Annotated in this window: 25 protein-coding genes and 1 pseudogene; 18 read left to right on the top strand and 8 right to left on the bottom strand. The window is 50.3% G+C overall.

Going from position 1 to position 26,445, the window contains the following annotated elements; all coding sequences use genetic code 11:
* The first annotated feature begins 43 nt into the window (after positions 1 to 43).
* Complete coding sequence (ligA, locus tag P4D80_RS06080) at positions 44 to 2,191, top strand: NAD-dependent DNA ligase LigA (RefSeq protein ID WP_421659492.1); 2,148 nt, start codon at positions 44 to 46, stop codon at positions 2,189 to 2,191.
* Between the two features lie 390 nt (positions 2,192 to 2,581).
* Here the strand turns inward: ligA and P4D80_RS06075 are convergent, their stop codons facing one another.
* The 3 genes from P4D80_RS06075 to P4D80_RS06065 all read right to left on the bottom strand — a co-directional run bounded on the left by P4D80_RS06075 (position 2,582) and on the right by P4D80_RS06065 (position 5,109).
* Entirely contained in the window at positions 2,582 to 3,157 is a 576-nt protein-coding gene (locus P4D80_RS06075) for a TIGR04376 family protein (RefSeq protein ID WP_421658056.1), read from the bottom strand.
* Between the two features lie 225 nt (positions 3,158 to 3,382).
* On the bottom strand, positions 3,383 to 4,486 hold the full coding sequence (locus P4D80_RS06070) for a hypothetical protein (RefSeq protein WP_421658055.1): 1,104 nt from the start codon (positions 4,484 to 4,486) through the stop codon (positions 3,383 to 3,385).
* A 419-nt stretch (positions 4,487 to 4,905) separates the two neighbouring features.
* The gene (locus P4D80_RS06065) at positions 4,906 to 5,109 is read right to left on the bottom strand and encodes a hypothetical protein (protein ID WP_421658054.1); all 204 of its coding nucleotides are present in this window, start codon (positions 5,107 to 5,109) and stop codon (positions 4,906 to 4,908) included.
* Positions 5,110 to 5,305: 196 nt separating this feature from the next.
* Here P4D80_RS06065 and gloB point away from each other — a divergent pair, with 196 nt between their 5' ends.
* From gloB to P4D80_RS06030, 7 genes are all read left to right on the top strand, one after another.
* The gene (gene gloB, locus P4D80_RS06060; RefSeq protein WP_421658053.1) at positions 5,306 to 5,977 is read left to right on the top strand and encodes a hydroxyacylglutathione hydrolase; all 672 of its coding nucleotides are present in this window, start codon (positions 5,306 to 5,308) and stop codon (positions 5,975 to 5,977) included.
* Positions 5,952 to 6,080, top strand: a complete 129-nt coding sequence (locus tag P4D80_RS06055) for a hydroxyacylglutathione hydrolase C-terminal domain-containing protein (protein ID WP_421658052.1) — start codon at positions 5,952 to 5,954, stop codon at positions 6,078 to 6,080. Before gloB ends, P4D80_RS06055 begins: the two co-directional genes overlap by 26 nt.
* Positions 6,081 to 6,744: 664 nt before the next feature.
* The gene (locus tag P4D80_RS06050) at positions 6,745 to 8,202 is read left to right on the top strand and encodes an efflux RND transporter periplasmic adaptor subunit (RefSeq protein WP_421658051.1); all 1,458 of its coding nucleotides are present in this window, start codon (positions 6,745 to 6,747) and stop codon (positions 8,200 to 8,202) included.
* Positions 8,203 to 8,366: 164 nt separating this feature from the next.
* Positions 8,367 to 11,699: an efflux RND transporter permease subunit gene (locus P4D80_RS06045; RefSeq protein ID WP_421658050.1), complete on the top strand. Its 3,333-nt coding sequence runs from the start codon at positions 8,367 to 8,369 to the stop codon at positions 11,697 to 11,699.
* Positions 11,700 to 11,978: 279 nt separating this feature from the next.
* Positions 11,979 to 12,113 (top strand): hypothetical protein, encoded by a 135-nt coding sequence (locus tag P4D80_RS06040; RefSeq protein ID WP_421658049.1) that lies wholly within the window; start codon positions 11,979 to 11,981, stop codon positions 12,111 to 12,113.
* 157 nt (positions 12,114 to 12,270) lie between these two features.
* A complete protein-coding gene (locus P4D80_RS06035) occupies positions 12,271 to 12,393 on the top strand; it encodes a hypothetical protein (protein WP_421658048.1) in 123 nt (40 codons plus the stop codon).
* 54 nt (positions 12,394 to 12,447) lie between these two features.
* Positions 12,448 to 12,687, top strand: coding sequence for a Uma2 family endonuclease (locus tag P4D80_RS06030; protein ID WP_421658046.1), 240 nt, complete (start codon positions 12,448 to 12,450; stop codon positions 12,685 to 12,687).
* Positions 12,688 to 12,875: 188 nt separating this feature from the next.
* Here the strand turns inward: P4D80_RS06030 and P4D80_RS06025 are convergent, their stop codons facing one another.
* Complete coding sequence (locus P4D80_RS06025; RefSeq protein ID WP_421658045.1) at positions 12,876 to 13,874, bottom strand: zinc-dependent alcohol dehydrogenase family protein; 999 nt, start codon at positions 13,872 to 13,874, stop codon at positions 12,876 to 12,878.
* Between the two features lie 631 nt (positions 13,875 to 14,505).
* Between P4D80_RS06025 and P4D80_RS06020 the strand changes: the two genes are divergently transcribed.
* A complete protein-coding gene (locus tag P4D80_RS06020; RefSeq protein ID WP_421658044.1) occupies positions 14,506 to 14,865 on the top strand; it encodes a hypothetical protein in 360 nt (119 codons plus the stop codon).
* Positions 14,866 to 14,926: 61 nt separating this feature from the next.
* Here P4D80_RS06020 and P4D80_RS06015 read toward each other — a convergent pair whose 3' ends face one another.
* The 3 genes from P4D80_RS06015 to P4D80_RS06005 are packed head-to-tail and all read right to left on the bottom strand — an operon-like array spanning position 14,927 to position 16,127.
* Positions 14,927 to 15,415: a transposase gene (locus P4D80_RS06015; protein WP_421658043.1), complete on the bottom strand. Its 489-nt coding sequence runs from the start codon at positions 15,413 to 15,415 to the stop codon at positions 14,927 to 14,929.
* 8 nt (positions 15,416 to 15,423) lie between these two features.
* On the bottom strand, positions 15,424 to 15,552 hold the full coding sequence (locus tag P4D80_RS06010; RefSeq protein ID WP_421658042.1) for a hypothetical protein: 129 nt from the start codon (positions 15,550 to 15,552) through the stop codon (positions 15,424 to 15,426).
* On the bottom strand, positions 15,549 to 16,127 hold the full coding sequence (locus tag P4D80_RS06005) for a helix-turn-helix domain-containing protein (protein ID WP_421658040.1): 579 nt from the start codon (positions 16,125 to 16,127) through the stop codon (positions 15,549 to 15,551). The genes P4D80_RS06010 and P4D80_RS06005 overlap by 4 nt, the downstream gene beginning before the upstream one ends.
* A 240-nt stretch (positions 16,128 to 16,367) precedes the next feature.
* Here P4D80_RS06005 and P4D80_RS06000 point away from each other — a divergent pair, with 240 nt between their 5' ends.
* The 9 genes and pseudogenes from P4D80_RS06000 (at position 16,368) to P4D80_RS05960 (ending at position 24,824) form a co-directional block, all read left to right on the top strand.
* On the top strand, positions 16,368 to 16,718 hold the full coding sequence (locus P4D80_RS06000) for an allophanate hydrolase-related protein (protein ID WP_421658038.1): 351 nt from the start codon (positions 16,368 to 16,370) through the stop codon (positions 16,716 to 16,718).
* 49 nt (positions 16,719 to 16,767) lie between these two features.
* Entirely contained in the window at positions 16,768 to 16,956 is a 189-nt protein-coding gene (locus P4D80_RS05995) for a DUF4089 domain-containing protein (protein WP_421658037.1), read from the top strand.
* Positions 16,953 to 18,341, top strand: coding sequence for an AtzE family amidohydrolase (locus tag P4D80_RS05990; protein WP_421658036.1), 1,389 nt, complete (start codon positions 16,953 to 16,955; stop codon positions 18,339 to 18,341). Before P4D80_RS05995 ends, P4D80_RS05990 begins: the two co-directional genes overlap by 4 nt.
* Positions 18,342 to 18,621: 280 nt before the next feature.
* A pseudogene (gene cysK / locus P4D80_RS05985) lies at positions 18,622 to 19,612 on the top strand (cysteine synthase A).
* Positions 19,613 to 20,305: 693 nt separating this feature from the next.
* On the top strand, positions 20,306 to 21,385 hold the full coding sequence (locus P4D80_RS05980; protein ID WP_421658035.1) for a cytochrome c oxidase subunit II: 1,080 nt from the start codon (positions 20,306 to 20,308) through the stop codon (positions 21,383 to 21,385).
* 82 nt (positions 21,386 to 21,467) lie between these two features.
* Positions 21,468 to 23,132 carry a cytochrome c oxidase subunit I gene (ctaD, locus tag P4D80_RS05975; RefSeq protein ID WP_421658034.1) on the top strand — a complete coding sequence of 555 codons (1,665 nt, stop codon included), beginning with the start codon at positions 21,468 to 21,470 and terminating at the stop codon, positions 23,130 to 23,132.
* Positions 23,133 to 23,214: 82 nt separating this feature from the next.
* Entirely contained in the window at positions 23,215 to 23,844 is a 630-nt protein-coding gene (locus P4D80_RS05970) for a cytochrome c oxidase subunit 3 (protein WP_421658033.1), read from the top strand.
* A gap of 316 nt (positions 23,845 to 24,160) precedes the next feature.
* On the top strand, positions 24,161 to 24,421 hold the full coding sequence (gene nrtS / locus P4D80_RS05965) for a nitrate/nitrite transporter NrtS (RefSeq protein WP_421658031.1): 261 nt from the start codon (positions 24,161 to 24,163) through the stop codon (positions 24,419 to 24,421).
* A 1-nt stretch (position 24,422) separates the two neighbouring features.
* Positions 24,423 to 24,824 (top strand): DUF423 domain-containing protein, encoded by a 402-nt coding sequence (locus tag P4D80_RS05960; protein ID WP_421658030.1) that lies wholly within the window; start codon positions 24,423 to 24,425, stop codon positions 24,822 to 24,824.
* On the opposite strand, the gene P4D80_RS05955 is transcribed toward P4D80_RS05960, so the two are convergent.
* Positions 24,816 to 26,258, bottom strand: coding sequence for a cytochrome P450 (locus tag P4D80_RS05955; protein ID WP_421658028.1), 1,443 nt, complete (start codon positions 26,256 to 26,258; stop codon positions 24,816 to 24,818). The genes P4D80_RS05960 and P4D80_RS05955 overlap by 9 nt on opposite strands.
* Positions 26,259 to 26,445 lie beyond the last annotated feature (187 nt).

The following is a 26,445-nucleotide window of genomic DNA, read 5'->3' as shown; positions in this document are numbered from 1 at the left end:
TCAATCGCTACACTAAATCTGAGTTTTGTTGGCTAATTTGGACATGGATGCGATTCAGGAAGTGACACCAGAGATACAGAAACGGATAAAGGAGCTGCGTCAACTCCTGCAAAAGGCGAGCTATGCCTACTATGTCCTCGATGATCCAATTATGGAGGACCCAGTTTATGACCAGCTCTACCACGAACTGCTGGATCTCGAAACTCGCTTTCCCGAACTGATTACACCAGATAGTCCCACCCAACGAGTCGGAGAAAAACCTGCCAGCCAGTTTCACTCCGTCAGGCACAACATCCCTCTTTACAGCTTAGAAAATGCGTTTGGTAAGGATGATCTGGTCAGGTGGGAAGAACGCTGGCGCAGGATCGCTCCGGATGTCGAAGCATTTGAATATGTGTGCGAACTCAAGATTGATGGCTCTGCTCTGGCACTGACCTATGAGAATGGCTTGCTGGTGCGGGGGGCAACGCGGGGGGATGGTATTGAAGGGGAAGACATTACCCAGAATGTCAAAACCATCTATTCTATTCCGCTGCGATTGAATCTGGAAAATCCTCCGCCACTGATGGAGGTCCGTGGAGAAGCTTTCTTGCCCCTGAATTCGTTTCAGAAAATCAATCACGAACGAGAGCAATCTGGCGAACCCCTGTTTGCCAACCCGCGCAATGCAGCGGCTGGAACTTTGCGTCAGCTAGACTCCCGCATTGTGGCGAAGCGAAAGCTTGATTTTTTTGCTTATACTCTCCATATTCCGGTGGCAGGAAGCCATCAGGTAGAAATTGGCGATGGAGAAGTTCAGCTTGATTTGTTAGCGAACCAGGCAGAGATCCAATCGGAACACATTCCCACTCCTGACACCCAATTTCCCGTTCCCCACACCCAATGGGACTGCCTGGAGCTTTTGAGAGCAATGGGGTTTAAGGTAAACCCGGAGCGAAAATGCTGTTCTAATTTGCAGGAAGTTCAGGAGTATTGCGATCACTGGTTCACCGAGCGCCACAATCTGTCCTACATGACTGATGGCGTTGTGGTGAAAATCAATTCTCTGGCGTTACAGGAAAGGTTGGGTTTCACGCAAAAGTTTCCCCGCTGGGCGATCGCGCTCAAATATCCGGCAGAGGAAGCCCCCACGGTTGTGGAACGAATCAACGTCAATGTGGGCCGCACAGGTGCCGTGACCCCGTTAGCAGAAATGCGCCCCGTTCAGTTAGCCGGAACGACGGTTTCAAGGGCTACGTTACACAATCGCGATCGCATCTCTGAACTGGATATCCGGGTTGGTGATACTGTCATCGTCCGCAAAGCAGGCGAAATCATTCCTGAAGTGGTGCGAGTCCTGTATGAACTCCGCCCCCCCGGAACTCAACCGTTTGAAATGCCTACCCACTGTCCTGAGTGTGGTCAACCTCTGGTCAAGCCTGAAGATGAAGCCGTGACCCGCTGCATTAATGCTTCCTGTCCCGCCATTTTGCGCAAGGGGCTGGAACATTGGGCCTCAAGAGATGCGTTAGATATTGCGGGTCTGGGCGAAAAGTGGGTCATTCAACTCGTCGATCACAACCTGGTACACTCCATTGCTGACCTGTACGACCTCACCGTTGAACAATTGTTGACCCTGGAGCGGATGGGGCAAAAATCTGCCCAGAATTTGGTGAAGGCGATCGAACACTCTAAGTCTCAACCGTGGCCCCGTGTCCTCTATGGTTTGGGCATTCGACATGTGGGTAGTGTTAATGCTCAAACCTTAGCCGAACAATTCCCCAGTGTGGAAGCATTGGAACAGGCCAATATTGAAATCATTGCCTCGGTCTACGGGATCGGCAACGAAATTGCCCAATCAGTTCATGCGTGGTTTCAAAATCCAGCCAACCAGGAATTGATCCACCGCCTGAGAGCCGCTGGATTGCAACTAACTGGTCAATCCAAACCATCAGCTACCCAAGCCGAACAACCGCTAGCAGGCAAAACCTTTGTCATCACCGGAACCTTGCCAAACTTAAAGCGGGATGAAGCAAAAGCCTTGATTCAGACGGCGGGCGGCAAAGTCACAGATTCCATCAGCAAAAAAACAGATTACCTGGTAGTTGGAGAAGAGGCCGGTTCCAAACTGGCGAAAGCACAGACCCTAGGAGTGCCACAACTGACTGAAGCCGACTTGTTAGAACTCCTTGGGAAAGTAGTGGATGGGTAGAGAATTTTGAATTTTGAGTTCTGAGTCATCCCAATACCAGATGCCTAGCCTCCAGTCCCTAGTGGTTCACCAAAGGAACTTTGCCTGGTTATCTAAACCTGGAAAAACCAATTTAGGAGGTTTTGAAGGGTTTGCAACCCTTCAAAATCTGCTTGGCAGACTACTAGTACTTCATGTAGTACTTCATGGCAGAAGATTTCCACCAGTATTGGGGAGGAGTGACGGAGTAATGGAGCGATAAAGTGATGGGCTGGGTACTCCATCACCCTATCACTCCAAAAATGGCGGCTTATTTCTGTCAGCCTCCACTATTGCTGAATTAGGTATGAAATAGGCGCTGTATGCTCGAAACTTCGTTTCGATTCATACTGCTTTTCAGCAACGCCATTGTCACGACCGTCCCAAATTGCGTTTGAGCTGTTCCAACTCCTCTTCCGCCTCCCAGCGTCTGAACTGTTTTTCCAGAGCATCGACATTACTGCCTATCGTTGGTGTTTGATTCCAACCAGAGGTGCCTACACTTTCGGCAGGTCTGGTGGTAGTGCGAGTCGCCTGAGCTTCAGAAACCTTTGCCTGAACCTCCTTACGGCGGGCTTCAATTTTCTTCTGTAACTCCTGGGTCTGCTGAATCCGCTCCTTCAAGACCTCCATCTGCCCCCATTTCTGGTTGCCCTGCCGCAATAAGCTGGCTTCATGGGCTTCCGCTGGTTCTGCCAGATCAAGTCGATTAGCAGCCTTTGCCTTCTCAATCCGGGCATGCCAGAGTTGAATTTCTCGCGCTAAACCCAAAATTTCATCCTGGAGTTGCTTCTCCTGACGCCTCAAGCCGGTCATCAGGTTGAGGGTTTCTTCCTCCTGCTCCCGCAGCTTTTCTTCCAGAACCATCAGTTCCAGATGCGGATTATTACGCAAATATTCATCGAGTCGATCTTCTAGAAATCGGCTGAAATCATCGAATAGACCCATGAAGCTACTCCCAACAGTGGTTTAAGTTCTTAATTGTTGGTTGTTAGAGGGGAGAGAGGTGTCAGGTGTGAGGGGGAGGAGGGGATGGGGTGATAGGGTAATAGGGTAACAGGGTAATAAGGTGGGGTCTCTTTCCTGCATCACTCCATTACTCCATCACCCATCCACTTATCCACCCATCCACCCTCACTTAACTAACAACTAACAACTAAAAACTAACAGCTTTTAAAAGCTTTGACCGATGAAGACCGATCGCACTTCTCCATTGCGCCGAATGATTGCCTGATTTTTAGACACTTCAACCAGGGTCCAACCACTGGAGCCGATACTTTCACCCAGGCGAAATCGCTGAGCCACTCCATTGACTTCAACTAGAATGGCGGACTGTTCACCCAAATCCACCACTCCCACTAGAGTGCGGGCCACACCGGGAGCCTGGAGTGGAAGGGGGGGGCTGATTGGGGCTGTCGCCGTTCTGGAAGGCAGGCTGGGTAAGGGAGCTACACTTGGGGCCGAGGAGAAACTTTTTGTGGGATACAGGCTTTGAGGCAGATTATAGACTGAGCCATAAACCCGGTCTAAACCTGGGGAGGTGCGATTCGCAGTTGTGGGTGTTGAATGGCTTCCAACCAGACCACCGGGCGACACATTCCCTGGAACCGTTACCGTTGGCAGGCCTGGATTCAGCGGTGCGGCAATCTGTGGCGTGGGAGAACCTGGAGGTTGCGTTTTCTGGTCAATGTTTTGTAGCGATCGCTGCATATACTCCGCAAATTGGGCATCAGCATCGATACTGACACTGGCAGTGGTTTGGGCCGGTGGGGAAACCACCGGGGCTTGGCGGTTTGCCTCCTGAACCAGCAACCACAGTGCCAGCGTTGTCAAAAGTGATACGCATCCAACTGCCAGTAGCAGACGGTCATAGGAACGAGGAGGCGGATCCGATTCCTTGCCTGAACTGATTGCCTTTGGAGGTACGGAGTTTGTTGCCTGCTGACCGAATTCGTCCGGCAGTGAATCGGAATGTGAGTCTGACACTGAGTTTTCTAGCTTACGAAATTGTTCTGCAAGCTGTAACCCCAGGGTAGAAGTGGGTGATCGAGAAGCGGATGCTTCTGGCAATTCAGGCTCGGATGGAGGCTTCAGTCCATTCCTCAGCATTTCCTCTACATCTTCGAAGAGGTCATCCATCAGGCGATCGGCGTAGGACTCGACCGAAAGCCCCCCTGACTGGCTCATTGCACCGACGTCATAAGCTTCTCCCAATAGGGAATCAGAGGGCGCATCCTGCGACGGTTTTAAGAGACTGGTGCTAGCATCCTGGGACATAAACGCTCGTTAAGGATTTTGAAGACACACAAGAAGTATAGAAGATGCAATTTACTTTGAAGCCACAACTCAAAGCCGTGGGTAGATGTAATCCCCTGACGTCCTGTACAGGATGTTTTAATTTAGCAAAAGACCACCAAAACGCTCGACATTTCTTATGCCTGTTAAAAAACTTATCGAAATGTTGAAGTCAGGTTTTTTAAGGAATGCTGTCACAGAAAGAGCGATCGCCAGCCTGAACGGTTGTTGACTGAAGCCACTTGCGGTGTTGTGAAGCTTTCGGAAACCATTGACTAGAACTGTTAAGTAGCTAGGCGCAATTAAATTAAGGATAATTTCGGGAGTGGAGGGGGTGAAACCCCTCCACTCCCCCGTTGACCAAATTAATTATGACTACCTGCTTAGTCAATTAATCCTGCTTAGTCAATTAATTTGAGGCGACCGGACTGAACATAATCGAAAACCCGGTTAATCTGATTGCGGTCTTCGTCCGTAATCTTTTTTTCAGCAAGAAGCGTTGAAGTTAAGCTGAGGTGCTGCGATCGCGTCATTTGACCGGAAGCAATGATCTGATCTACCAGGTGTTTGATGGCTGAATTTGACTTCCCCTGAAAGCCCCGCATTTTGGCAACTAACCTACTTTCTCAACATGCCTTCTTTAGTATTGAGTATTCCCACTCTGCCCTGGACTTTTACATTCCCAAAGAAAACGCCCCCATGCAGGGATGGAACCCCTGCACCCCGTTCAAATTTCAAGAAGGATCGCTATAGGCTATTGAGTAGAGAACGATTGACACCAACCAGGGGAGATTTCTGACGATGCAGGTTCATCGATTGCCCGCTTTATCAGACAATTACATTTTTTTGCTGCATGATCCGGAGCGAAGGATTGCAGCGGTTATTGACCCGGCAGAAGCAATTCCTGTCTTGCATTGCTTAAAAGAACTGGGAGCAACGCTCGTCGCCATCTTCAATACCCATCACCATGCAGACCATGTGGGAGCGAATACCGCTCTTCTGCAACGCTTTCCAGATGCTGTGGTCTATGGTGGCGCGGAAGATCGGGGCAGAATTCCAGGGCAGCAAGTGTTTTTGCATGAAGGCGATCGCGTCTCCTTTGGCGATCGCACCGCCGAGGTGTTATTTGTTCCGGGGCATACCCGTGCCCACATTGCCTACTACTTTTCGCCCAACCATCCTGATGAAATGGGCGATCTGTTTTGTGGCGATACCCTATTTGCAGGTGGTTGCGGACGATTATTTGAAGGGACTCCGACTCAAATGGTCAGTTCCCTCAGCAAATTGCGAGCCCTACCAGATACAACACGAGTTTGGTGTGCCCACGAGTACACATTGAAGAATCTGGAATTTGCTCTTAGTGTGGATGGCAACAACGCTGATTTACAACAACGGTTTGTTGAGGTAAAAAGCCGCCCGCAACCGTTCAGAAGCAACGGTTCCTTCTATGCTGGGGACAGAAAAGCGAACTAACCCCTTCCTGCGCTGGGATGATCTGGGGTTGAGATCGGTCGTTCAGGCGGAAAACGAGATCCAGACCTTCACCCGTCTGCGGGGCATGAAGGATCGGTTCTAAGTAGGTAGTCATCATAATTGTTAAGTGGGGAGTAGGGGCTGCGCTTCCAGGCGGGGGGGTTCACCCCCCCTCCACCCCCGCAACTATCCTTAATTTAATTGCACCTAACTACTTACAAAGTCTCGATTCCCCCGATAAGGTGATTCGAGAGGATGAAGTTGATTTACAGAGGTTCATAGTATCTTGAGAAAGATTGTGTTTCACTATTAGTAGGAGTTATATCAATTTTCTCAATTCGACTGAGTTAAGCCCTCGTAAGGACCTAAAATCTTGTACCTTTATGGTCATCAGGCAGAGTTGGGCATAAATCTTTATCATTGCTGACATTTCTAACACCGGATACCCTGAGGATGGTTGCCGTGCTTGGGCGATCTACCAGTCGATCTACCAGTCATTCATTGTGCTAGTCGATTATCGGTAGTTTGGATTTTGGAGAGTTAGCAGGTAGACTTCCTTTTTTGGGCAGAACCAAAGGGTCATTCAATAGATTTTTCTCTTAAGTCAGTTTTGAGTTTTAGCTGATTTTTTAAGTACTAGCAGATGATCACTTTAACTTTTAACGAAATTTCATGTTCGAGGCACTTCTACTTGAGATGCTGTTAGACGATTTGATTTTTACCTTTTGCAACGTTTCAAGTCCCTGTGTAGACAAAGTCTGAAACCCATGAGCGGCGAAAATATTGACCTGAATCCGACAGTTCAGTCTGTTTCTGAGGAGGAGGAAGTCCGGTCTCCTCAAAAGCCTCAAGAAACTCCTGAAAAGTCTCCTAATCCTCGCTGGCGTCGTCTTCTGGTGCCGGGTATTGTGGGGCTTCTGGTCTTGGGAGGGCTTGGCTGGATTGTATTTAACCGGGTGGTAATTCCAATTCTTGCCTTCAGCCAAATGAAGTTTGAGCCTACTCCTGTGCCCCTTTCCAATCCAAAATCGGCGAAGGTTGAAGAAAGCTCTGAATATGCAGCCAGTCTGGATTCCCGACAATCGGTGATTTTAAAACCCCGAGTCTCCGGACAGGTGACGGCTATTTATGTGAAGGCGGGCGATCGCGTCCAGGCAGGCGACCCCATCCTTCAAATTGACGCCAGAGAGCAACGAGCCCAGGTTGCCAGCCGCCAGGCAGCGGTAGAAACGGCTGCTGCAAATTTAGATGCGGCACGGGCAGCCGTTGCCAATGAACAGGACACCTTAAGGGCAGAACAGGCCCGTCGCGCCGCTGCGGTATCCAATGTGAAACTGGCTGAGTGGGAGTATGAACGATACCAGGAACTAGCCCGGCAGGGGGCGGAGAGCCGTCAATTAGCTGAGCAAAAACTGAACGCATTGCGAACCGCTCAGGCTACGTTGCGGCAGGTGGAAGCGGATATCCAGGCGCAGCAAGCAGCAGTCAATCAAGCCAGGGCAACGGTGAATAGCAATCAACGGGCTCTGGAGCAGGCACAGGCCAATCTTTCCGAAGGGACGGCTCTGCTTCAGCACTACACGATCAACGCGCCGTTTACAGGCATCGTGGGTGATATTCCCGTTAAAGTGGGAGACTTTGTTAATTCTTCGACTCAACTGCTGAATCTAACCCAGAACCGCCAACTGGAAGTGCGCATCCAAGTGCCCCTGGAGCGGTCATCAGACCTGCGCGTCGGACTCCCTGTCAAGCTCCTGGATGACAAGAACCAGGTATTAAAGACTGGGCAAATTTCATTCATTGCCCCTAATGTGGATGCCTCCACTCAGTCAGTCGAAGCAAGGGCGGTCTTTGCCAACGCTGTGGGACTTCGCACCTCTCAGTTCATCCGTGCCAGAGTAGTGTGGGAAACCCGACCGGGGGTGTTGGTGCCGACGAGCGCCATTTCTCGCCTGGGTGGTCGAGATTTTATTTTCGTTGCTGTTCCCCTCAAAAATTCGGGCTGTAAGGAACCCGCTTCTTCAGGTTTTGGTCCACCTCCGAAGCCCGATCCAGAAATGCTGGTGGCGGCTCAAAAGCCCATTAAACTCGGCAAAATTGTGGGGAATGACCAAGAGGTGCTGGAAGGTTTGACGGCGAGCGATCGCATCGTCACTTCCGGTATCCTGCAACTCCAAAACTGCCTACCCATCGCAGAAGCCCCTCCAGCCCCTCCATCACCCTGAATCAGGAGAGAGTAGGGTGATAGGGTAACGGGGTGATGGGGTGAGGTTTCTTTACTCCATTACTCCATCCCTCCCTCACCCATCCCCTATTCACCCCGTCACTCACAGCTAACAACTCTCCTGGCCCCTGTCGTTTACCTATCCTTGTTCCCTGGCAGTGGATCATGATTATTCTGTCCATCTCCGATTTCTTCATTAAACGGCCCGTTTTTGCAACGGTTTGTTCTCTCGTTATTACCCTGCTGGGGATTGCCAGTATCCCAACCCTGCCAGTTGCTCAGTATCCTGATATTGCGCCACCCCAGGTGACAGTCACTTCCAACTATGTGGGAGCCAGTGCGGAAACTGTCGAGTCTACGGTTACCAATATCCTAGAACGGGAACTGAATGGTGTTAAAGGTTTACGATACATCTCCTCAACCAGTGCTAACGATGGTACCAGCAATATTAATCTGACCTTCGATTTGGGAACCGACCAGGACATTGCCGCAGTCGATGTGCAAAACCGGGTGTCTACGGTGCAGTCTCGCTTACCAGGACCGGTCATCCAAACAGGAGTTACGGTTTCCAAAGCTAATAACAACTTTCTGCTGGCGATCGGACTGTATTCAGATCGGGATGAGAAAACGGGGAACGACGTTTACGATGAAATCTACCTCAGTAATTACGCTGACCTCTACATTAGTGATGCGTTGAAGCGGATTAAGGGAGTTGGGGGTCTACAAATCTTTGGGGAACGGAAGTATGCCATGCGTCTCTGGCTCGACCCAGAGAGGCTTGCGGGTCGAGGGTTGACGCCTCAAGATGTAGTTACCGCTTTACAGCAACAAAACCTCCAGGTGGGGGCGGGACAAATTGGGCAACCGCCTACCACTGAGGGACAGCAGTATCAGTACGCTGTCACAGCGCAGGGACGCCTGAAGGATGCTGAGGAGTTCAGTAACCTGGTAGTCAAGACTACAGACACTGGCACACTGGTACGGCTGAAAGATGTGGGACGGGCGGAGTTGGGGGCCGAAAATTATAGTTCGGTGCTGCGGTTTACACCCACTGATCGCATCACCCATCGTGGGGTGGGTTTGGGGATTACTCAGCAGTTTGGTAGTAACGCGCTGGATGTTTCTAGAGCCGTTCGAGAAGAGATGAAGCGGCTTGAGGGGAACTTTCCACCCGGAATGCATTATGCTGTTGCGTTTGACTCTACAACCTTCATTGAAGCGGGGGCAAAAGAGGTTGTCTTTTCGCTGATATTGGCAGTTATTCTCGTTGTTCTGGTCATTTACCTGTTTTTGCAAAACTGGCGTTCGGCATTGATCGCATCCATTGCCATTCCGGTGGCGTTAATTGGTACCTTCGTTTTTGTCAAAGCCCTTAACTTTTCCATTAACACCCTCACTCTGTTTGGTTTAACCCTGGCGACGGGTCTGGTAGTGGACGACGCGATCGTGATTGTGGAAGATATTACCCGCCGAATTCAAGATCAGGGGATGAGACCTGTCCAGGCAGCGATCGCATCGATGAATACCCTGTTTGGTGCGGTCATTGCCACCTCAGTCGTGCTGATCACCGTGTTTGTGCCCGTTGCCTTCTTCCCTGGCACCACCGGGCAACTCTATCGCCAGTTCGCCCTGACGATCACCTTTTCCATCACTGTTTCCACCTTTAACGCGCTTACCTTTACCCCCATGCTGTCTGCCCTGCTATTGCGGCGGGGGCAGGCTCCCAATAACTGGTTTTTCAACGGCATTAACAACTTCATTAACCGCACACGAGAAGGCTACAGCCGCAATGTAAGAAGTATCATCAAGCGCAAAGGCATTGTGCTGGGAATATTTGGGGCAGCACTGGCGTTGACCTACTGGGTCTACACGATTGTGCCAGGTGGTTTTTTGCCCGACGAAGACCAGGGCTATTTCATTACGATTGTGCAGGCACCGGAGGGAGTTTCACTCAACTACACCGAAAAGGTGCTGCAAGAGGCTGAAGAAGTGATGAAGCAGGTGCCGGAGATTGAGAGCATCTTCGCGGTGGGTGGCTTCAGCTTTAGTGGCGCGACCCCTAACAATGGCTTGATTTTCACTCTACTCAAACCATGGGATCAGCGGCCTAATGCTGACCAATCGGTGAAAAACATTATCGGCGGCTTCTTTCCAAAACCGTTTGGATTATTTCCCAAACTGGTGGGGGGTATTCAAGATGCGATCGTGGTTCCTATTCTTCCACCGGCAATTCAGGGTTTAGGTAACTTCGGTGGGTTTGATTTCAACCTGCAAGATCGGGTTGGCTTAGGGTTTGACACTATGGGAGAAGTGCTGGGCAAATTTATGGCACGGGCATCTACCTATCCCTCTGCCCAGAGTCCCCAGCTAACCGGATTGCGACCGACTTTTAACGCCAATACCCCGCAAATTACGGTGGAGGTTGATCGCGTCCGGGCAAATCAACTTCAGGTTTCGGTTGAAGATGTCTTTGATACGTTACAGGTGCTCCTGGGGTCTACCTATGTCAATGACTTTAACCAATTTAACCGGGCCTATCGGGTCTATGTCCAGGCGGATGGTCAGTTCCGGTCCAACCCAGATGATATTAAGCGGTTGTATGTGCGATCGCAAACTGGAAAGATGATTCCTCTGGCAAACCTGGTGAGGGTGACGCAAACCGTTGGCCCTTCCATCATCAGCCATTACAATCTCTTCCGCTCCATCAACATTACGGGCAGCGCCTCACCGGGTGTTAGCTCCGGGCAGGCAATTCAGGCTATGGAAGCCGTCGCTAAGGAAACGCTGCCCAAAGGCTTCGGCTTTGAGTGGTCGGGTTTGTCATTAGAGGAAGTTCAGGCGGGCAGTTCAGCTCTGTTCATCTTTGCACTGGGAGTTGTCTTCGTATTCTTGACGCTGGCTGCCCAGTATGAGAGTTACCTGGACCCGCTAATCATCATGCTGACAGTACCGCTGGCAATTCTGGGGGCGTTAATCGCTGTGTTGCTCCGGGGAACTGCAAATGACATCTACACCCAGATTGGTTTTGTTATGCTGATTGGGATGGCGAGCAAAAACGGCATTCTGATTGTTGAATTTGCCAATGAATTGTATGACCAGGGTGTGACAGTTACCAAATCAGCCATCGAAGCCTGCCGGGAGCGTCTGCGTCCCATTTTGATGACCGCGATTTCGACTATCATCGGTGCGTTTCCGCTGTTTATTGCCACAGGTGCGGGTGCCGCCGCCCGGCAATCGTTGGGAACGGCGATTATTGGTGGGATGGGTATGGCAACGGTACTTAGTTTATTTGTCGTTCCGGTCCTATATGTGGTGATCAAGTCCTTTGCAGGGCGTTTTCGCCATTCTCGTCAGAGGTCTGCTCTGGCAGAGGATGACTCTCTCGATGATGCTAACGATGGCAACGGGGCCGGTCGTCCCGGTCGAGAAACCACTTCCAGCTATCGCTCATCGGAGAGCGATGGAGATTCTCCTGTTCATGAACCTGAACCCAAATAAGTAGCCATAGCTATATCGGCTAATCTGATGCTCTCCTGATTGAGCCTCCTCATATAGCTATCGCCAGGTTGCTCAGGACGTTAAGTTTAAGGAGGGTATGGAGGCTTCACCCAGCCAGGGGTTCCACCCCTGTACCCTGTCCTCAGCTTAGGGCTATCGCTATAATCCCTCAATCTGGGAGGCTATTGTGTCAGTGGCTATAATTTATCGATACAAACCTTTGATGTCGGTGCAAATTTTCTGGGGATGGGGCGATCGCATCCAGAAGAGAAACTGAAAATGAATTCTGAAGTAGACCTGAAACGGGCATCACTGTATGAAACAGATTACCAGCTCTGGTTGGATAAAACCGTGGCACAGATGAAAACTGATTGCCCTGATTACTTAAACCATTGCTTTTATCTTTCCAGGTAGCACTATGTACGCTATCGTTTCTCGTGAAAAAATCCATCTTCCCCCCAATAATGTGATGCGTATGCCAGGAACCTGGCAGGATTAATGTGCCCTGCGCGATAGTCGAGGTGATAGTTCCATTCCGCGAATTAAATATCGCAATGGTGAAATTCTACTTATGAGTCCTCTACCTCGCCACGGGCGGGAAGCCCATTTGCTTGCCAGAGTTGTGGAAGCCTTGCTGGATAGTGAAACCCGCAACTACGAAGCTTTCACACCGATTCCGATGGATATTCCCTAAGAGGGGGGCATCGAGCCAGATTATTGCTTTTATATTGATAACTAGCAGGCGGCAGTGGGCAAAGACTGGATTGATTGGCAAGTAGACCCACCCCCCGATCTGGCGATTGAAATCGATGTCATCACCTACACCGCAGCAGAAGACTACGTGCCCTATGGGGTGCCAGAGGTTTGGTTATTCAAAAAAAGTGGCTTAAAGATCTATCACTTGCAAGGGAACTCGTACCAACAGCAATCTATGAGCCGTTATTTCCCAACCGTTGATCTGCCAGCTCTGCTTGACCAGGTGTTATAGCGTTAGTCATTATGGTTAGGACGGGGTGCAGGGGTGGAACCCCTGGCTGGGGGCGAAGCCCCCACTCCCTCTCTAATTCCAATATCCTAATGCACCTGCGTAGAGCTATACAGCTAGTCACTGAACAGGGAACTAGAGCGGCCCTCCGTCAATTGCGTCAACAGTTGATGAAATAATTTGTACCCTGTTTACTCGGTCAGCAGTACGAGTTTTCCAGTCACGCCGCCCGCTTCCAGAACTCGATGGGCATCCGCAGCTTGTGCCAAAGGAAAGGTTCTGTCGACATGGATTTTGAGTTCTCCTTTGTCAATCAGCCGCGCGCACTGTTCCAGGATTTTTGCCTGGGCTTTTTGTTCCTCTACTAGCCCTTGCAGCATGGGGGTCAGCATGAGTTCAAAACTGATGCGTTGGTTACGGGTGCGGGCCACTTTCCAGGGGGTGGATGGGTCAGGTTCCAGGATGGTCACCAAATCACCATAAATTTGGGTTGCCGGAAAGGATTGGCCCAGAATAGTTCCTCCCACAGTATCGAAGGTAATGTCTACTCCTTGTCCCTGGGTCCAGTCGAGAGTAGCTTTTGCAAAATCAGTGGTTTTGTAAAGGATGGGGTAGGTGGCTCCCAGGCGACGAACAAAATCCGCTTTTTCGGGGGTGCTGACGGTGGTGCAGACGGAGGCTCCCTGTAACTTTGCCAGTTGGATGGCGACGTGACCTACGCCTCCCGCACCTGCATGGATGAGGGCGCGCTGACCGGGTTGTAGGCGGGCGCGATCGTAGAGGGCTTCCCAGGCCGTGATCAGCACCAGGGGGGCGGCAGCGGCTTCTGCAAAACTGATGGATGCAGGTTTGTGAGCAGCAAAGCTTTCAGGAACGATAGCCCATTCGGCATAATTTCCCGGATGTCCCCCAATGCCACCATTGCAGAAGTAAACCTCATCGCCTGGACGGAATTTCTGAACAGCGGTACCCACGGATTCCACAATCCCCGCCCCATCGCAACCTAAAATGGCAGGCATGCGATCGGGATAGAAGGTGCCCCGCTGACGCAGTTTTGTATCGATTGGATTCACTCCGGCTGCTTTCAGCCGCACTCGCATATCGGTTTCCTGCAAAATAACCGGGTCTGGAACCTCTGCCACTTGCAAAACTTCTGGCTCTCCAGCCCTCGTCATCAATACAGCTTTCACAACCGTCTCCCCTTCTGTCCTGTCAAATATTCAGAATACAAGAACCTCTTCGCAATTGCTTTCAAAGCCTATTATCACTCGGGGTAAGTTACACTGAGTTGCTGGAGAAAGTCTTGACTTTGAGATTCAGTCAGCAAGAGGATATGAACTGTGACATTAGGTAACCTCAGATGAAGCAGGACCGAATTATAGCGATACCACTGACTTGGAGGCGTTGCTGAATTTGGGTATAAAACAGATGCTGTATGCTCAAACCTCGTTTCGATTCACACTGCTTTTCAGCAACGCCTGACTTGAAAAAATAAACCCCTCGATTTCCCTGACTCCCTATTTTCATTGGTGACGGTGTACGTCGTTCATAATAGATACTTAGTTAGAAGAATTACACCGCAAACTGGTGGTTCACCAAAGAAACTTTACCCGGTTATCTAAACCCAGAAAAACCAATTCAGGGGTTTTTGAAGGAAAACCCTTTGAAATCTGCCTGGTAGACTACTAGTGTTGCAAACACTAAATTTTGCAACATAAGAGTCTGGGGCTCCGCCCCACACAGGGTTTCCATCTCTGTACCCCTTAAAAAAACTTTTGTTTTTTAAAAAAACTTTTGTTTTGCTGTACTAGGTCACTAACGATGACGAACGAAGACCGGGTAATTAAACTCTCAGATTTATCGGATGAAACCTTGCTAGAAATCTGCAAGGCAGCGGAGGTAATTGCTTGTGAGTGTCCAGGATACGTGGCTCGCATTTTACGTCAGGTGCGGGCATTTCGGTATTACACTACTGGCTGCATCGAACAGTTTCCAGCAGATGCCGAGACTCATCATTGGTTGGCAAAGCAAGCTGAGCAGGTTGAAACTATTCTCTGGCAAACGATGGTGGAGTTAATGCGTAAGGAACAACTGATTGATGATTCCGAACAGATTTTGTTGGATAAGCTTTCTGAGAGGGCTCGGGAGATTTCCCTCAGACAACTTGGGCAAATTTCATAAGTAGCTAGTACCCAGCGGCATAATAACACTTATTACCCAGCGGCATAACAACACATAGCTGTCATGAGGTCAGAGGCTTGCCCGTATAGTTCCACTTGAAAGGTTTGGCCATGGTGCGATTGAAGTAGTCGATGAAGTCAAGAATCTTGGCGCTGAGCTGAGCTTGACTAGTGAAACTGGCCCGTCGCAGCCACTTGCGCCTGAGAATGGAGAACCAGATTTGGATTGGGTTGAGCCAGGAGCAATGCTTTGGGGTGAAATGTATGACCAGGCGGTGCTGTGGATTGCTCAAGAAAGCAGCCCGGGTGGCTATCGATTTCAGGATGCCGGATTTGCCTTTGCGCCCTAACGGCGGTGGTTCGGGTTCCAGGGCGACCGCCAGTGGCACCAGAGCTACCGATTGGTGGGTGTTGAGACAGTCCATGACCAGATGAATTTTAGGGGCATCGGTGACTTGGGCGAGTAGGGTGTCGAGATGAGCCGCTAAATCTTGCTCGGTTCGGGTGTCGCCCACAGTCGCCTGGTCAATGCGTCCAGTGGCGACATTCAAGGTGGCAATCAGGCTTTGGGGCCATGACGCTGGTACTTAAATTCCACCCGCACACAGCGTCCGGGTTTCATCTCAATATCCGGCATCACGCGCTCCAAGGCTTGGATGCCCGTCATTTCATCAAGACTGTAGGTCATCTCCCCACGTTCGGCCCGCGCAGCCACTTGTTCGTAGACCTGGCAGATGTCTTGGACTTTGGTGGCAAAGTCCGGGTCGGGGGGGGATGAAGCCAGTAGGGACTCTGGTGCGGTTTCAGTTCGGCTTCGGCTAACAAACGCCCGACAGGGCGACCACTGATCCGCGCCACAACGCCTTGTTTGACCAGTTCATCGGCTAACTCTGGAGGGGTCCAGTGACTGATGGGGCGTCCAGAGTGCTCGGGCGGGGTACAAGCGAGGGCATAGAGTTGAGTGATTTGCTCCAAGGTAAACGTGGCGGGGGCACCGGGACGGGGGGCATCGGCTAAGCGCTCCGACACTGGCAACTCACAGGTCTGTAGCGCTTGCCAGCGCCGCCGCCAACAGCGACTCATCTGCTCCCCGATGCCGAGCTCTCGAGCAATCTGACCTTGGCTGTCTCCCTGGCTGGCACGCAGAATGATCTGCGCTCGCAATGCCAGTTGTTGGGGTGTACTCGGTCGCTTCACCAACTGCTCTAGTTCGCGACGCTCGGATTCACTCACAATCAGGGCGGGAAGGGCAGGACCAGGCATCAGACTCAATCCTCCAACACCGACTCCTTCAGGATATGCCCATTTCCGCCGCGCGGTACTAGCTACTTATTAGCCACCATGAACTGCGTGCAGCGGTAGGAATGAACTTCTTTCTTCCTTCTTTCTTCTTAGCCCTTCATCCCTCGCTATTCTCTAACAATTAACGATTGATACAGTAAATGTGCTTCAATCAGGGGAAATTAGTGCTGATGTTACTTGAAGGGCGGTATTTCAACTCCAATGGAAACAACTGTCTACTTGGCTGTGAATGGGACTCTGATGCGCGGACTGGAGTTGAATGGCAATATGATGCTGGTTGGAGCCCATTTTGTGCGGGAGGCCTTTACAGAACCTGCTTATCGGTTATGGTCCATTCACGATCGCCATCCCGCGATGATGCGTGTGAACCAGGGTGGGGCATCGATTGCGGTTGAGGCGTGGGCGGTGCCTGCTCAAGGTATGAGCTTTCTGCTACTGCTGGAGACACCAGGGCTTTGCATTGGGAAGGTGCATCTGTTAGACGGAGAAGAGGTGTTGGGAGTGTTGGGAGAACCCTTTTTATGCGAAGGGAAGAAGGATATTACAGAATAGGGCGGTTGGCGGACATATATTGAACATCTGGAGAAAAAGGACAATTTTAATGACCGAGAAGCCAGTGGAACTATCAGAATTTGTGGATCAGATGGCAGCCGCGATCGCCCTACCCCTTCAACCGGAACATCAGCCGGGAGTCATCGATAACTTCTCCCGAATTCGGATTCTTGCCCAACTGGTGACAGAGTTTCCGCTGCCAGAAGACGTTGAAGCTGCCCCTGTGTTTGAGCCATGACCCACAGCTATCCAGATGCAACCAGCATTGCTGCCAGCGTTCGTGGTCGGGAGGTGACAGCCAAAGCAGTAGTGGCGGCTGCCCTGGCTCGCATTGCCGACCAGAATGAAACCTTCAACTGCTTTACTACAGTTATCGCTGAAAAAGCTTTGGAGGATGCGGAAGCGATTGATGGCGCGATCGCCACCGGCAAAGACCCCGGACCACTGGCTGGGGTTCCTTTTGGCGTCAAAGATCTGTTTGATATAGCTGGTATTACGACCCTGGCAGGCTCCAAAATTAATGCGGAAAATCCACCAGCGACCAGGGATGCCACCCTCATTACCCGTCTCAAGCAAGCAGGAGCGGTACTCGTCGGTGCCCAAAACATGGATGAGTATGCCTATGGTTTTGTCACCGAAAACAGCCATTACGGTCCCAGTCGCAACCCCCATGATCCCGACCGGATTACAGGGGGGTCTTCGGGGGGCTCGGTCGCGGCAGTGGCTTCTGGAATGGTTCCTTTCTCTCTGGGATCAGACACGAATGGCTCAATCCGGGTACCTTCAGCGCTATGCGGCATTTTTGGGCTGAAGCCCACCTATGGCAGATTATCGCGTGCCCGAACCTATCCTTTTGTCCATAGTTTGGATCATCTGGGACCATTTGCCCGCTCTGTGCGGGACGTTGCCTTGGTGTTTGATATCTTGCAAGGGCCTGACCCAGACGATCCGGCTTGCACCAAACGTCCACCGGAGCCTTCCCTGCCAGAACTTTCTGAAGGGATTGAGGGTTTACGCATCGCTGTTGCCGATGACTACTTTATTCAGGGCGCAGAGTCTGCGGTTGTGGAAGGCTTAGAAACTGTTGCCGCTGCTCTCGGTGCTACTCAGCGGGTTGTTATTCCAGAATCCCACCGTGCCCGGGCTGCCGCCTTCCTGATTACCGCCAGTGAGGGGAGTAATCTACACTTAGAAAATTTACGCAAACGTCCCCAGGATTTTGATCCGGCAACTCGCGATCGCTTCCTGGCAGGGGCGCTCATTCCAGCAACCTGGTACATTCAGGCGCAGCGATTTCGACGCTGGTATCGCGATCGCGTCCGCGAACTATTCCAGCAAGTGGATATTATTCTGGCTCCCACTACACCCTGTCCAGCCCCATTGATTGGTCAAAAAACCATGAAACTGGGCGATGAAGAAGTGCTACTGCGCCCCAATATTGGGATGTATACCCAACCGCTGTCATTCGTTGGACTGCCCATCATTTCAGTGCCAGTCCAGCGAGCCGGACAATTACCAGTCGGTGTTCAGATCATTGCAGCTCCATACAACGAAGCAAAGGTACTGCGTGTTGCCGCCTACCTGGAAATGAAAGGGATTGTATCAGCTCCAGTTCCCCAATAGTAGTTCTGTAACAGTTCTGAATCAGTCGTGAAATTGAGAAGCTTTGTGAGATGTAGGAATCCTTGCTCACAATCCAATATTCGCTATAGAAGCATTGACTAGAGTTGATTAGAGAATCGAGATAGTGTCTTCTTTATCCCTCCATCGTCCATCCACTCGTCCCCCCCTCCCACTGCCCCACCCTTCCACCCCTCCCATCCTTGAATCAAACTAAAGGAACCTTAGCCTTAATATCGGCAACGCATACAATTCATTCAATTCTTCTGCGGTTGAGGTTTCTATGCGGATTGCCAACAACATTACTGAACTCATTGGTCACACCCCACTGGTGCAGTTAAACCGCATTCCCCAGGCAGAGGGGTGTGTTGCCCAGATCGTCCTCAAACTGGAGAGCATGAACCCAGCAGCATCGGTAAAAAGACCGGATTGGGCTCAGCATGGTGCAGGCCGCGGAGGAAGTGGGGCAGATTCAGCCAGGGAAAACGGTACTGGTGGAGCCCACGTCGGGCAATACGGGCATTGCGCTGGCGATGGTGGCCGCTGCTAAGGGTTACCGTCTGATTTTGACCATGCCAGAAACTATGAGTCTAGAGCGGCGGGCAATGCTGAAAGCCTACGGAGCAGAACTGGAACTGACGCCGGGAAATTTGGGGATGAAGGGCGCGATAGCTCGTGCCGAAGAAATAGTTGCTGCTACTCCTAATGCCTATATGCTGCAACAGTTCAAAAACCCGGCGAACCCCAAAATTCACCGGGAAACTACCGCTGAAGAAATTTGGACAGACACTGATGGGCAGGTGGATTTTGTTGTGGCGGGGGTTGGGACGGGTGGCACAATTACAGGTGTGGCAGAGGTGATCAAATCGCGCAAGCCAGCGTTTCGGGCGATCGCCGTCGAGCCCACCGAAAGTCCAGTTCTGTCTGGAGGGCAACCTGGTCCCCACAAAATCCAGGGAATTGGGGCAGGTTTTGTCCCAATAGTGTTGCGGATGGATTTAGTAGACGAAGTAATTCAGGTAAGTAGTGAGGATGCCATTCATTTCAGCCGTCGTCTGGCACGGGAGGAGGGCTTACTGTCTGGCATTTCCTCTGGAGCCAACCTCTGTGCGGCTATTCAGGTGGCCAGGCGTCCAGAAAATTCAGGCAGGCTGATTGTGGCGATTCAACCGAGTTTTGGCGAGCGGTACCTGAGTACTATTTTGTTCCAGGAAGCCAGGCCTGCGGAAGTTGCCGGGCTTTCGATGAATGTCGAAGTCACTTCTCTGCGTTAGAATTTCAGTGCAGACTCTCATCAAGTCTGGCAGAGACAAAACCTTTGGAAAGTTGTTCTCAACCTTATCCAAAGATCATAACCAGGTGATCTGTCTTGCTAAGAATTGATCACTTCTGCAAACATGTTTCAAATGTCTTTTTCCCTGCATTTTTTTGACACAGAAATGTTGTCAATTCTTCAGGTCATTTTTAAGGATTTGAACTCCTCCCTGCAAAAATATCTGGATTATTCTGCTCACAATTTTGTCTTTTCAAGTAGTCCACGCTACAACCTTTCTGGCCCCCTTCTATTCCCAAAAACTCTATTCCCAAAGACTGTTTCCTGTTATGCCTTTTTGACAATTGGACTGGCATCCTAAGATTTTCTTAAACTGAGACGGCTGGGGATCAGCCTAGTCTTTAAAGAAGACTAAGATTATCCCACACCAAAAAATGATTGTGATTAACTGATAGCATAGCCCGTGGTATGTTTCATGGTTGTCTTAACAAGTTAAAGATTTGAGTTCAAGATTTGAACTCATTGATTGAAAGTAAGTAGGTAGCCGTAACTAACTGTAATAAGAGACAGGGGCTACGCAGGGGTTTTTCCCCCTTCCACCCCCGAAGTTATCCTTAATTCAATTGCGTCTGACTACTTAAATCATCAATTTCGCGCTTATCCCTATTGTTTCCTTGATTGCCGCAGGTCACCTATGTCCCAAATTCCAGCTTCATTACTGACTCTGATTGCTGGCATTGTCATTACCCTTTTGAGCATTTGGATTGGGCTCAATCATGGGCTTTTTCCGGAGCAAGTTTCAGAGCAGGCCCCCCTGGTTGATAATTTGTTCAGCATTATGCTGGCGATCGCTTTTGCGCTCTTTTTAGTCGTTCAGGGAGCCATTTTAATCTTCATCGTCAAGTACCGTCGTCGGGCAGGAGATGACACTGATGGCGTCTACATTGAGGGCAATTTCCCCTTAGAAGTTGTCTGGACGGCTATTCCCGCGTTGATTGTAATTGGGCTGGGGATCTACAGCGTGGATGTATACCAGCGGATGGGAGGCTTTGCCCCGTCAACGGGAATGATGGCCCACTCCCACCCCTCCTCCCACGTTGCCCAAGTGTCAGGAAGTGCAATGGCAGCTCCACTAATGATGGCGGAGGCAGGGGCCGTTTCTCCAGAAACCTCCCCGTCTGAACCAGCGGAAAGTACCTCGTCGGCTGGAGCAGAAGCCTCTAAAGCGGTAGAAACTTATAAACTGCCGGTTTATGGCTTTGGTGCTCCCCCTGAAGTGAAGAAGCCAGCCGATGTCACCGTCAATGTGATGGGTTTGCAGTTCGCCTGGATCTTTACCTATCCCGATAGCGGCATCACGACCAGTGAATTACACATTCCCGTTGGCAAGGATATTCAGCTCAATATTACAGCTCAGGATGTGATCCACTCTTTCTGGGTACCTCAGTTTCGGCTGAAGCAAGATGCATTGCCTGGGGAGAAGTCACAGCTCAATTTTATCGCAACTAAGACAGGTACCTATCCTGTCGTTTGTGCTGAACTGTGTGGCTCTTACCACGGCAGTATGAGAACTCAGGTCATCATTCATACTCCGGAGGAGTATCAGCAGTGGCTGGAGGAAACTAAAGTTGCCCAGGCTGGCAACCTAAACCAGGCTGTTGCAACGAAGCCCGCTGAACTGTCGTCTTCTGAGTTTCTGGCTCCCTATGCCCAGGAAATGGGGATTCGGGCTGAAACGCTGAAGCAACTTTACCCCCAACATCTTTCGCCCTGATCGTGGAGGCAAAGAGCAGTGACTCTTCCCGTTCACTCCGTTAACCAGCTTCAAGCATTTGTCAAATGGTATTCAGCGTCTTATGACCCAAGCACAAATTCCTTTAGAGCAAACGCCAGTCGTTGAACACGGCGAACACAAAAAAGCATGGAAGTGGTACGAATACTTCACGTTTAACGTTGATCACAAAGTGATTGGGATTCAATACCTGGTCACCTCTTTCATCTTTTATCTGATTGGGGGAGCGATGGCGGTCGCCATGCGAACGGAACTGGCAACCGCAGATTCAGATTTTTTGAACCCCAGCCTCTACAACGCATTTTTGACCAACCACGGCACCATCATGATTTTTCTGTGGGTTGTGCCCAGTGCCATTGGTGGTTTTGGTAACTTTTTAGTGCCGCTGATGGTTGGTGCCAGGGATATGGCGTTTCCTAGGCTGAATGCGATCGCCTTCTGGTTAGTTCCTCCTGCTGGCATTCTACTGCTGGCTAGCTTCTTTTTTGGCGGAGCGCAGGCCGGTTGGACATCTTACCCCCCTCTAAGTGAAATCACAGCTCCCCAGGCTCAAAGCATCTGGATTTTGAGCCTGGTGTTAGCGGGAACCTCCTCCATTCTGGGTTCGGTAAACTTTATCGTCACGATTCTGAAGATGAAGGTTCCCAGTATGAAGTGGAGCCAGCTACCACTGTTTTGCTGGGCAATTCTGGCGACGTCCCTGCTGGCACTGGTATCTACCCCGGTACTGGCGGCGGGTCTGGTCCTGTTATTGTTTGATATCAATTTCGGTACGTCCTTTTTCAAGCCCGATGCGAACGGAAATGTGGTGCTTTATCAACACCTGTTCTGGTTTTACTCGCACCCGGCGGTGTATCTGATGATTTTGCCTATCTTTGGCATTATGTCGGAGGTGATTCCGGTTCACTCTCGCAAAGCGATTTTTGGGTATAAGGCGATCGCCTACTCCAGTCTTGCCATTTGTCTGGTGGGTTTGTTTGTCTGGGTTCACCACATGTTTACCAGTGGCACTCCTCCCTGGATGCGATTATTTTTCACCATTTCTACCCTGATTGTCGCTGTTCCCACAGGCATCAAAATCTTTAGCTGGGTCGCGACGCTCTGGGGTGGAAAGATTCGCTTTACGAGTGCGATGCTGTTTGCTCTCGGTTTGCTGTCGATGTTTGTGATCGGCGGCTTGAGTGGCGTTACTCTGGGGGTGGTTCCCTTTGATATCCATGCTCACGATACCTACTACATCGTGGCGCACTTCCACTACGTCCTGTTTGGCGGTTCGGTGTTCGGCATCTATGCCGGAATTTACCACTGGTTCCCCAAAATGACCGGACGGATGCTGAATGAAACGCTGGGTAAAATTCACTTTGCACTAACCTTTATCGGCACTCACCTCACCTTTATGCCCATGCACGAACTGGGCTTGAAGGGAATGCCCCGTCGGGTCGCAATGTATGACCCTCAATTCGAGGCCATTAACAAAATTTGTACGTTTGGGGCCTATGTGCTGGCTGTATCGGTGCTGGTCTTTACAATTAACGCCATCTGGAGTTGGATTAAGGGCGAGAAAGCCAGCGGCAATCCCTGGAATGCGATGACTCTGGAATGGACCACTGATTCACCCCCAATCATTGAAAACTGGGAAGTGTTGCCTGTTGTTACCCACGGTCCTTATGACTATGGCTTGAATGGACGCGGCCTCATTGCGGAGAAAGAATCTAAGGTTTCTGTGTAGTAAGGCTCTTCTGGGGGCTAGCCTTTCTGGGCGCTAGCCTCCATCTTCACCCTTTACCCTTCATTCCCTAATCAAAGACATTATGCAAGGATCCACCATCGAAACTCCTGATTCCCTCACCTCCCCTGCCAGCACTATCACTGTTGGCGGCCATCATGAAGAACATGCGGACCTGCGAGTTTGGGGGTTACTCACCTTTTTGGTTTCAGAGTCCCTAATGTTTGGGGGATTCTTTGCCGCTTATCTGTTTTTGCGGGGGTTAGCCAGTGAGTGGCCCCCGGAGGGAACGGAAGTTGAATTACTGGTACCAGCGATTAACACGATCATTCTGGTTTCTAGTAGTTTCGTCATTCACCTGGGAGATACGGCGATTAAGAAGAATGATGTCCAGGGACTGCGGAAGTGGTACGTTATTACTGCGGTGATGGGGGCAATCTTTTTGGCGGGTCAGGTGTATGAGTATAAAACGCTGGGCTACGGCTTAACGACCAACGTTTTTTCTAACTGCTTTTATTTGATGACTGGCTTCCATGGGCTGCACGTATTCATTGGGTTGTTGCTGATTCTGGGAGTGCTCTGGCGATCGCGCCGTCCCGGTCACTACAACGCCACCAAACACACAGGCGTGGAAATGGCCGAGATCTACTGGCACTTTGTAGACGTTATCTGGATTATTTTGTTCACACTGTTGTACATTCTGACGATGTTTTAGGCGTTTTCCAGCAAAGTATGGATGATTACAGTCTGTGTCCCCATCTTCTGCTTTACTCCCAGATGGAAATGGTTCTTTCGGCTTGCTATGAAAGAGTAGCCTACGCTACTCTTTCATCCCAACCAAAATCCCTGGAATATTGATTTTGTTTTGGTGGTAAGCGAAGCTTATCACCAAACTTTCAGAAGAGCCTTAGAAATACAGGGTTTTTCAGTTGAGTTAGCCACATTCTTGAGGTACTAGGGTTAGGGGTTAGGACTAAGGAGTGGTTTATGCATTTGAAGCTAGCTGTAAGACGGGGTTCAGACTATTTGTGATGAAAATTCTCAAAGGATATATCGTCAGCCTGTGGGATCCGGAGTTTATCCCAACTGGCTTGAGAACGGCTGCATTCGTTGGGTCTTTACTGTTTTTAATTAATCACGGTCCTGCCCTCCTGCGTAGAGAAATGACCAGTGAGCGATGGATTTCTACGGTTTTGACTTACACCATGCCTTACCTGGTCAATGTTTACGGTCAGTATAGCTATCGGCGTAAAATTAGCTGCAAGGAACTCTCAATTGAAATGAAGACTTGAGATGGCTCAGATTTTTCTAGCGATCGCCGCCATTCTGGGCGGATTATCGGTTGCCGCAGGAGCGTTTGGTTCCCATGCCTTGAAAGAGCGATTGAGCGATCGCGCTCTAGAAGTATTTGATATTGCGACGCGCTATCAGATGTATCACGCGCTGGCAATTTTGCTGGTTGCCGTATTGCTGAGTCGGGCAGAGACTGTGCAATCGCTTCTCACTGCTTCTGCTTCAGCGTTTCTAGTGGGTGTTTTGCTCTTTTGTGGAAGTCTGTATGCCATTAGTTTAAGTGGCGTCAAATGGCTGGGGGGCGATCGCACCTTTAGGTGGCTTAGCCTTGATGGTGGGCTGGGGCTGTTTAGCAATCGCGGCTTTCAGTTACAAGTAAGTCACTGGACAAAATTAAATTGAAGGTAGATTCGGGGGTGAAATCCCCTGCCTGGGGGCTGCGCCCCCCCTTAAAACCAATGTCCTAAGCAACCTGGCGACAGCTATAATCTCTATCGTTTTCCAATCACCACTAACCGCACACCTCCAGTGGGGAGCCAGGGTAAAACCACGTCTCTGGGGTTTAATTGGCCTACGCTCTGCCAGAGCGAGCTGATATTGAGACAAAACGGTAGCCAGCACCAGTTTCATTTCCAATTGAGCCAGGGCATAGCCCAAACAGCGCCGACTTCCGCCACCAAAGGGCAGGTATTCCGAAGGGGTGTACTGGTGTTCAAGAAACCGTTCTGGCTTAAATTGCTGCGCATTCGGGTACAGGTCTTCCCGATAGTGCACCAGATAAATACTCGGCATCAGAACAGTCTCTGCATCAAATTCGTATCCGCCAATTTTCATCGGTGATTTGGTGATGCGAGGAAAAATTACTGGAATCACTGGATACATACGCAGTGTTTCCTGGCAAACCGCAGTCAGGTAAGGAAGTTGGGCAATATCCATCGGGTTTGAAAGTGCTTCTAAGCCATCAAGTTCCTGTAATAGCTTCTCGCACACATTGGGGTTTCGATGAATTTGGTAAAACGCCCAGGCAAGGGTTGTGGCAGTGGTTTCATGCCCGGCAAATAGAATGGTTAGCAATTCATCACGTAATTCCTCATCACTCATGGCCTGCCCATTTTCATCCCGTGCTGCCATCATCAGGCTTAAGACATCGGTACGCCCCTCACTCCCTTTTTGTCTTCTCTCATCAATTTCAGCCTGAAGCAGATGATGAACCTGGTGCTGTCGTTGTTTCATCTGTCCCCAGGGAGTCCAGGTTCCCCAATCTTTTTGTAGGAATCGCAGAAAAAGAATGCTAGAGCGGAGGGGAGAATCGGTCGTATCCAGCCAAGTGGTGAGTAGTGGCTTGAGCTGCTGATATCGTTCTCCTTTGCTTAAACCAAAAACAATTTGCAGGATGACTTCCAGACTGATCGTTTGCATGGCAGTGCGAGCCACAAAGGATTGCCCAATCTGCCACTGACTGGCGACCTGCTCTGTAATCAGGCAGATTTGTTTGGCATAGGTGTGCAGGCGTTCTCCATGAAAGGGCGGCATTAATAATTTTCGTTCGCGGTGATGGCGATCGCCATCCATCAGCATCAGAGAATTGCGTCCGACAAGGGGTTCGGCGATCGCATTTCCCCGGCCAACATCAAACTGCCTGGTGTCCTGGTTAAAAATTTCTTGAATCATTTTGGGGTTGCCAATCACCACATAGGTTCCCATACCATCCAGTTGCATGGTGAAGATGTCTCCATACATCTGGCTGTATCGATTTTGAAAACCGAGTGGGTCAGCAATCCAGTTGATTAATTGCCACCAGGGAGGGCTGGCGATGCGATTCGGTAGCTGACTCAAAGTGAAGATTCCGTTCTTTTAGTGACCTATCTCTACATTAGTGAAAAAGACCCGTTGCAGGTCAAGAAATTGTCTCAAATTACCGCAGCGTAGGTGCTAGAGTGAAAATGACGGTGTGACGCCGCAGGTAATTTTCGCTGGACTGATTGGTATTTTAAGGGTTACATCAACCGCCTGTTGAAAGAGA

Origin of the sequence: Leptothermofonsia sp. ETS-13 (assembly GCF_049200465.1) — a bacterium.
Classification (GTDB): domain Bacteria; phylum Cyanobacteriota; class Cyanobacteriia; order Leptolyngbyales; family Leptolyngbyaceae; genus Leptothermofonsia.
This window is presented reverse-complemented; position numbering and strand designations above follow the sequence as displayed.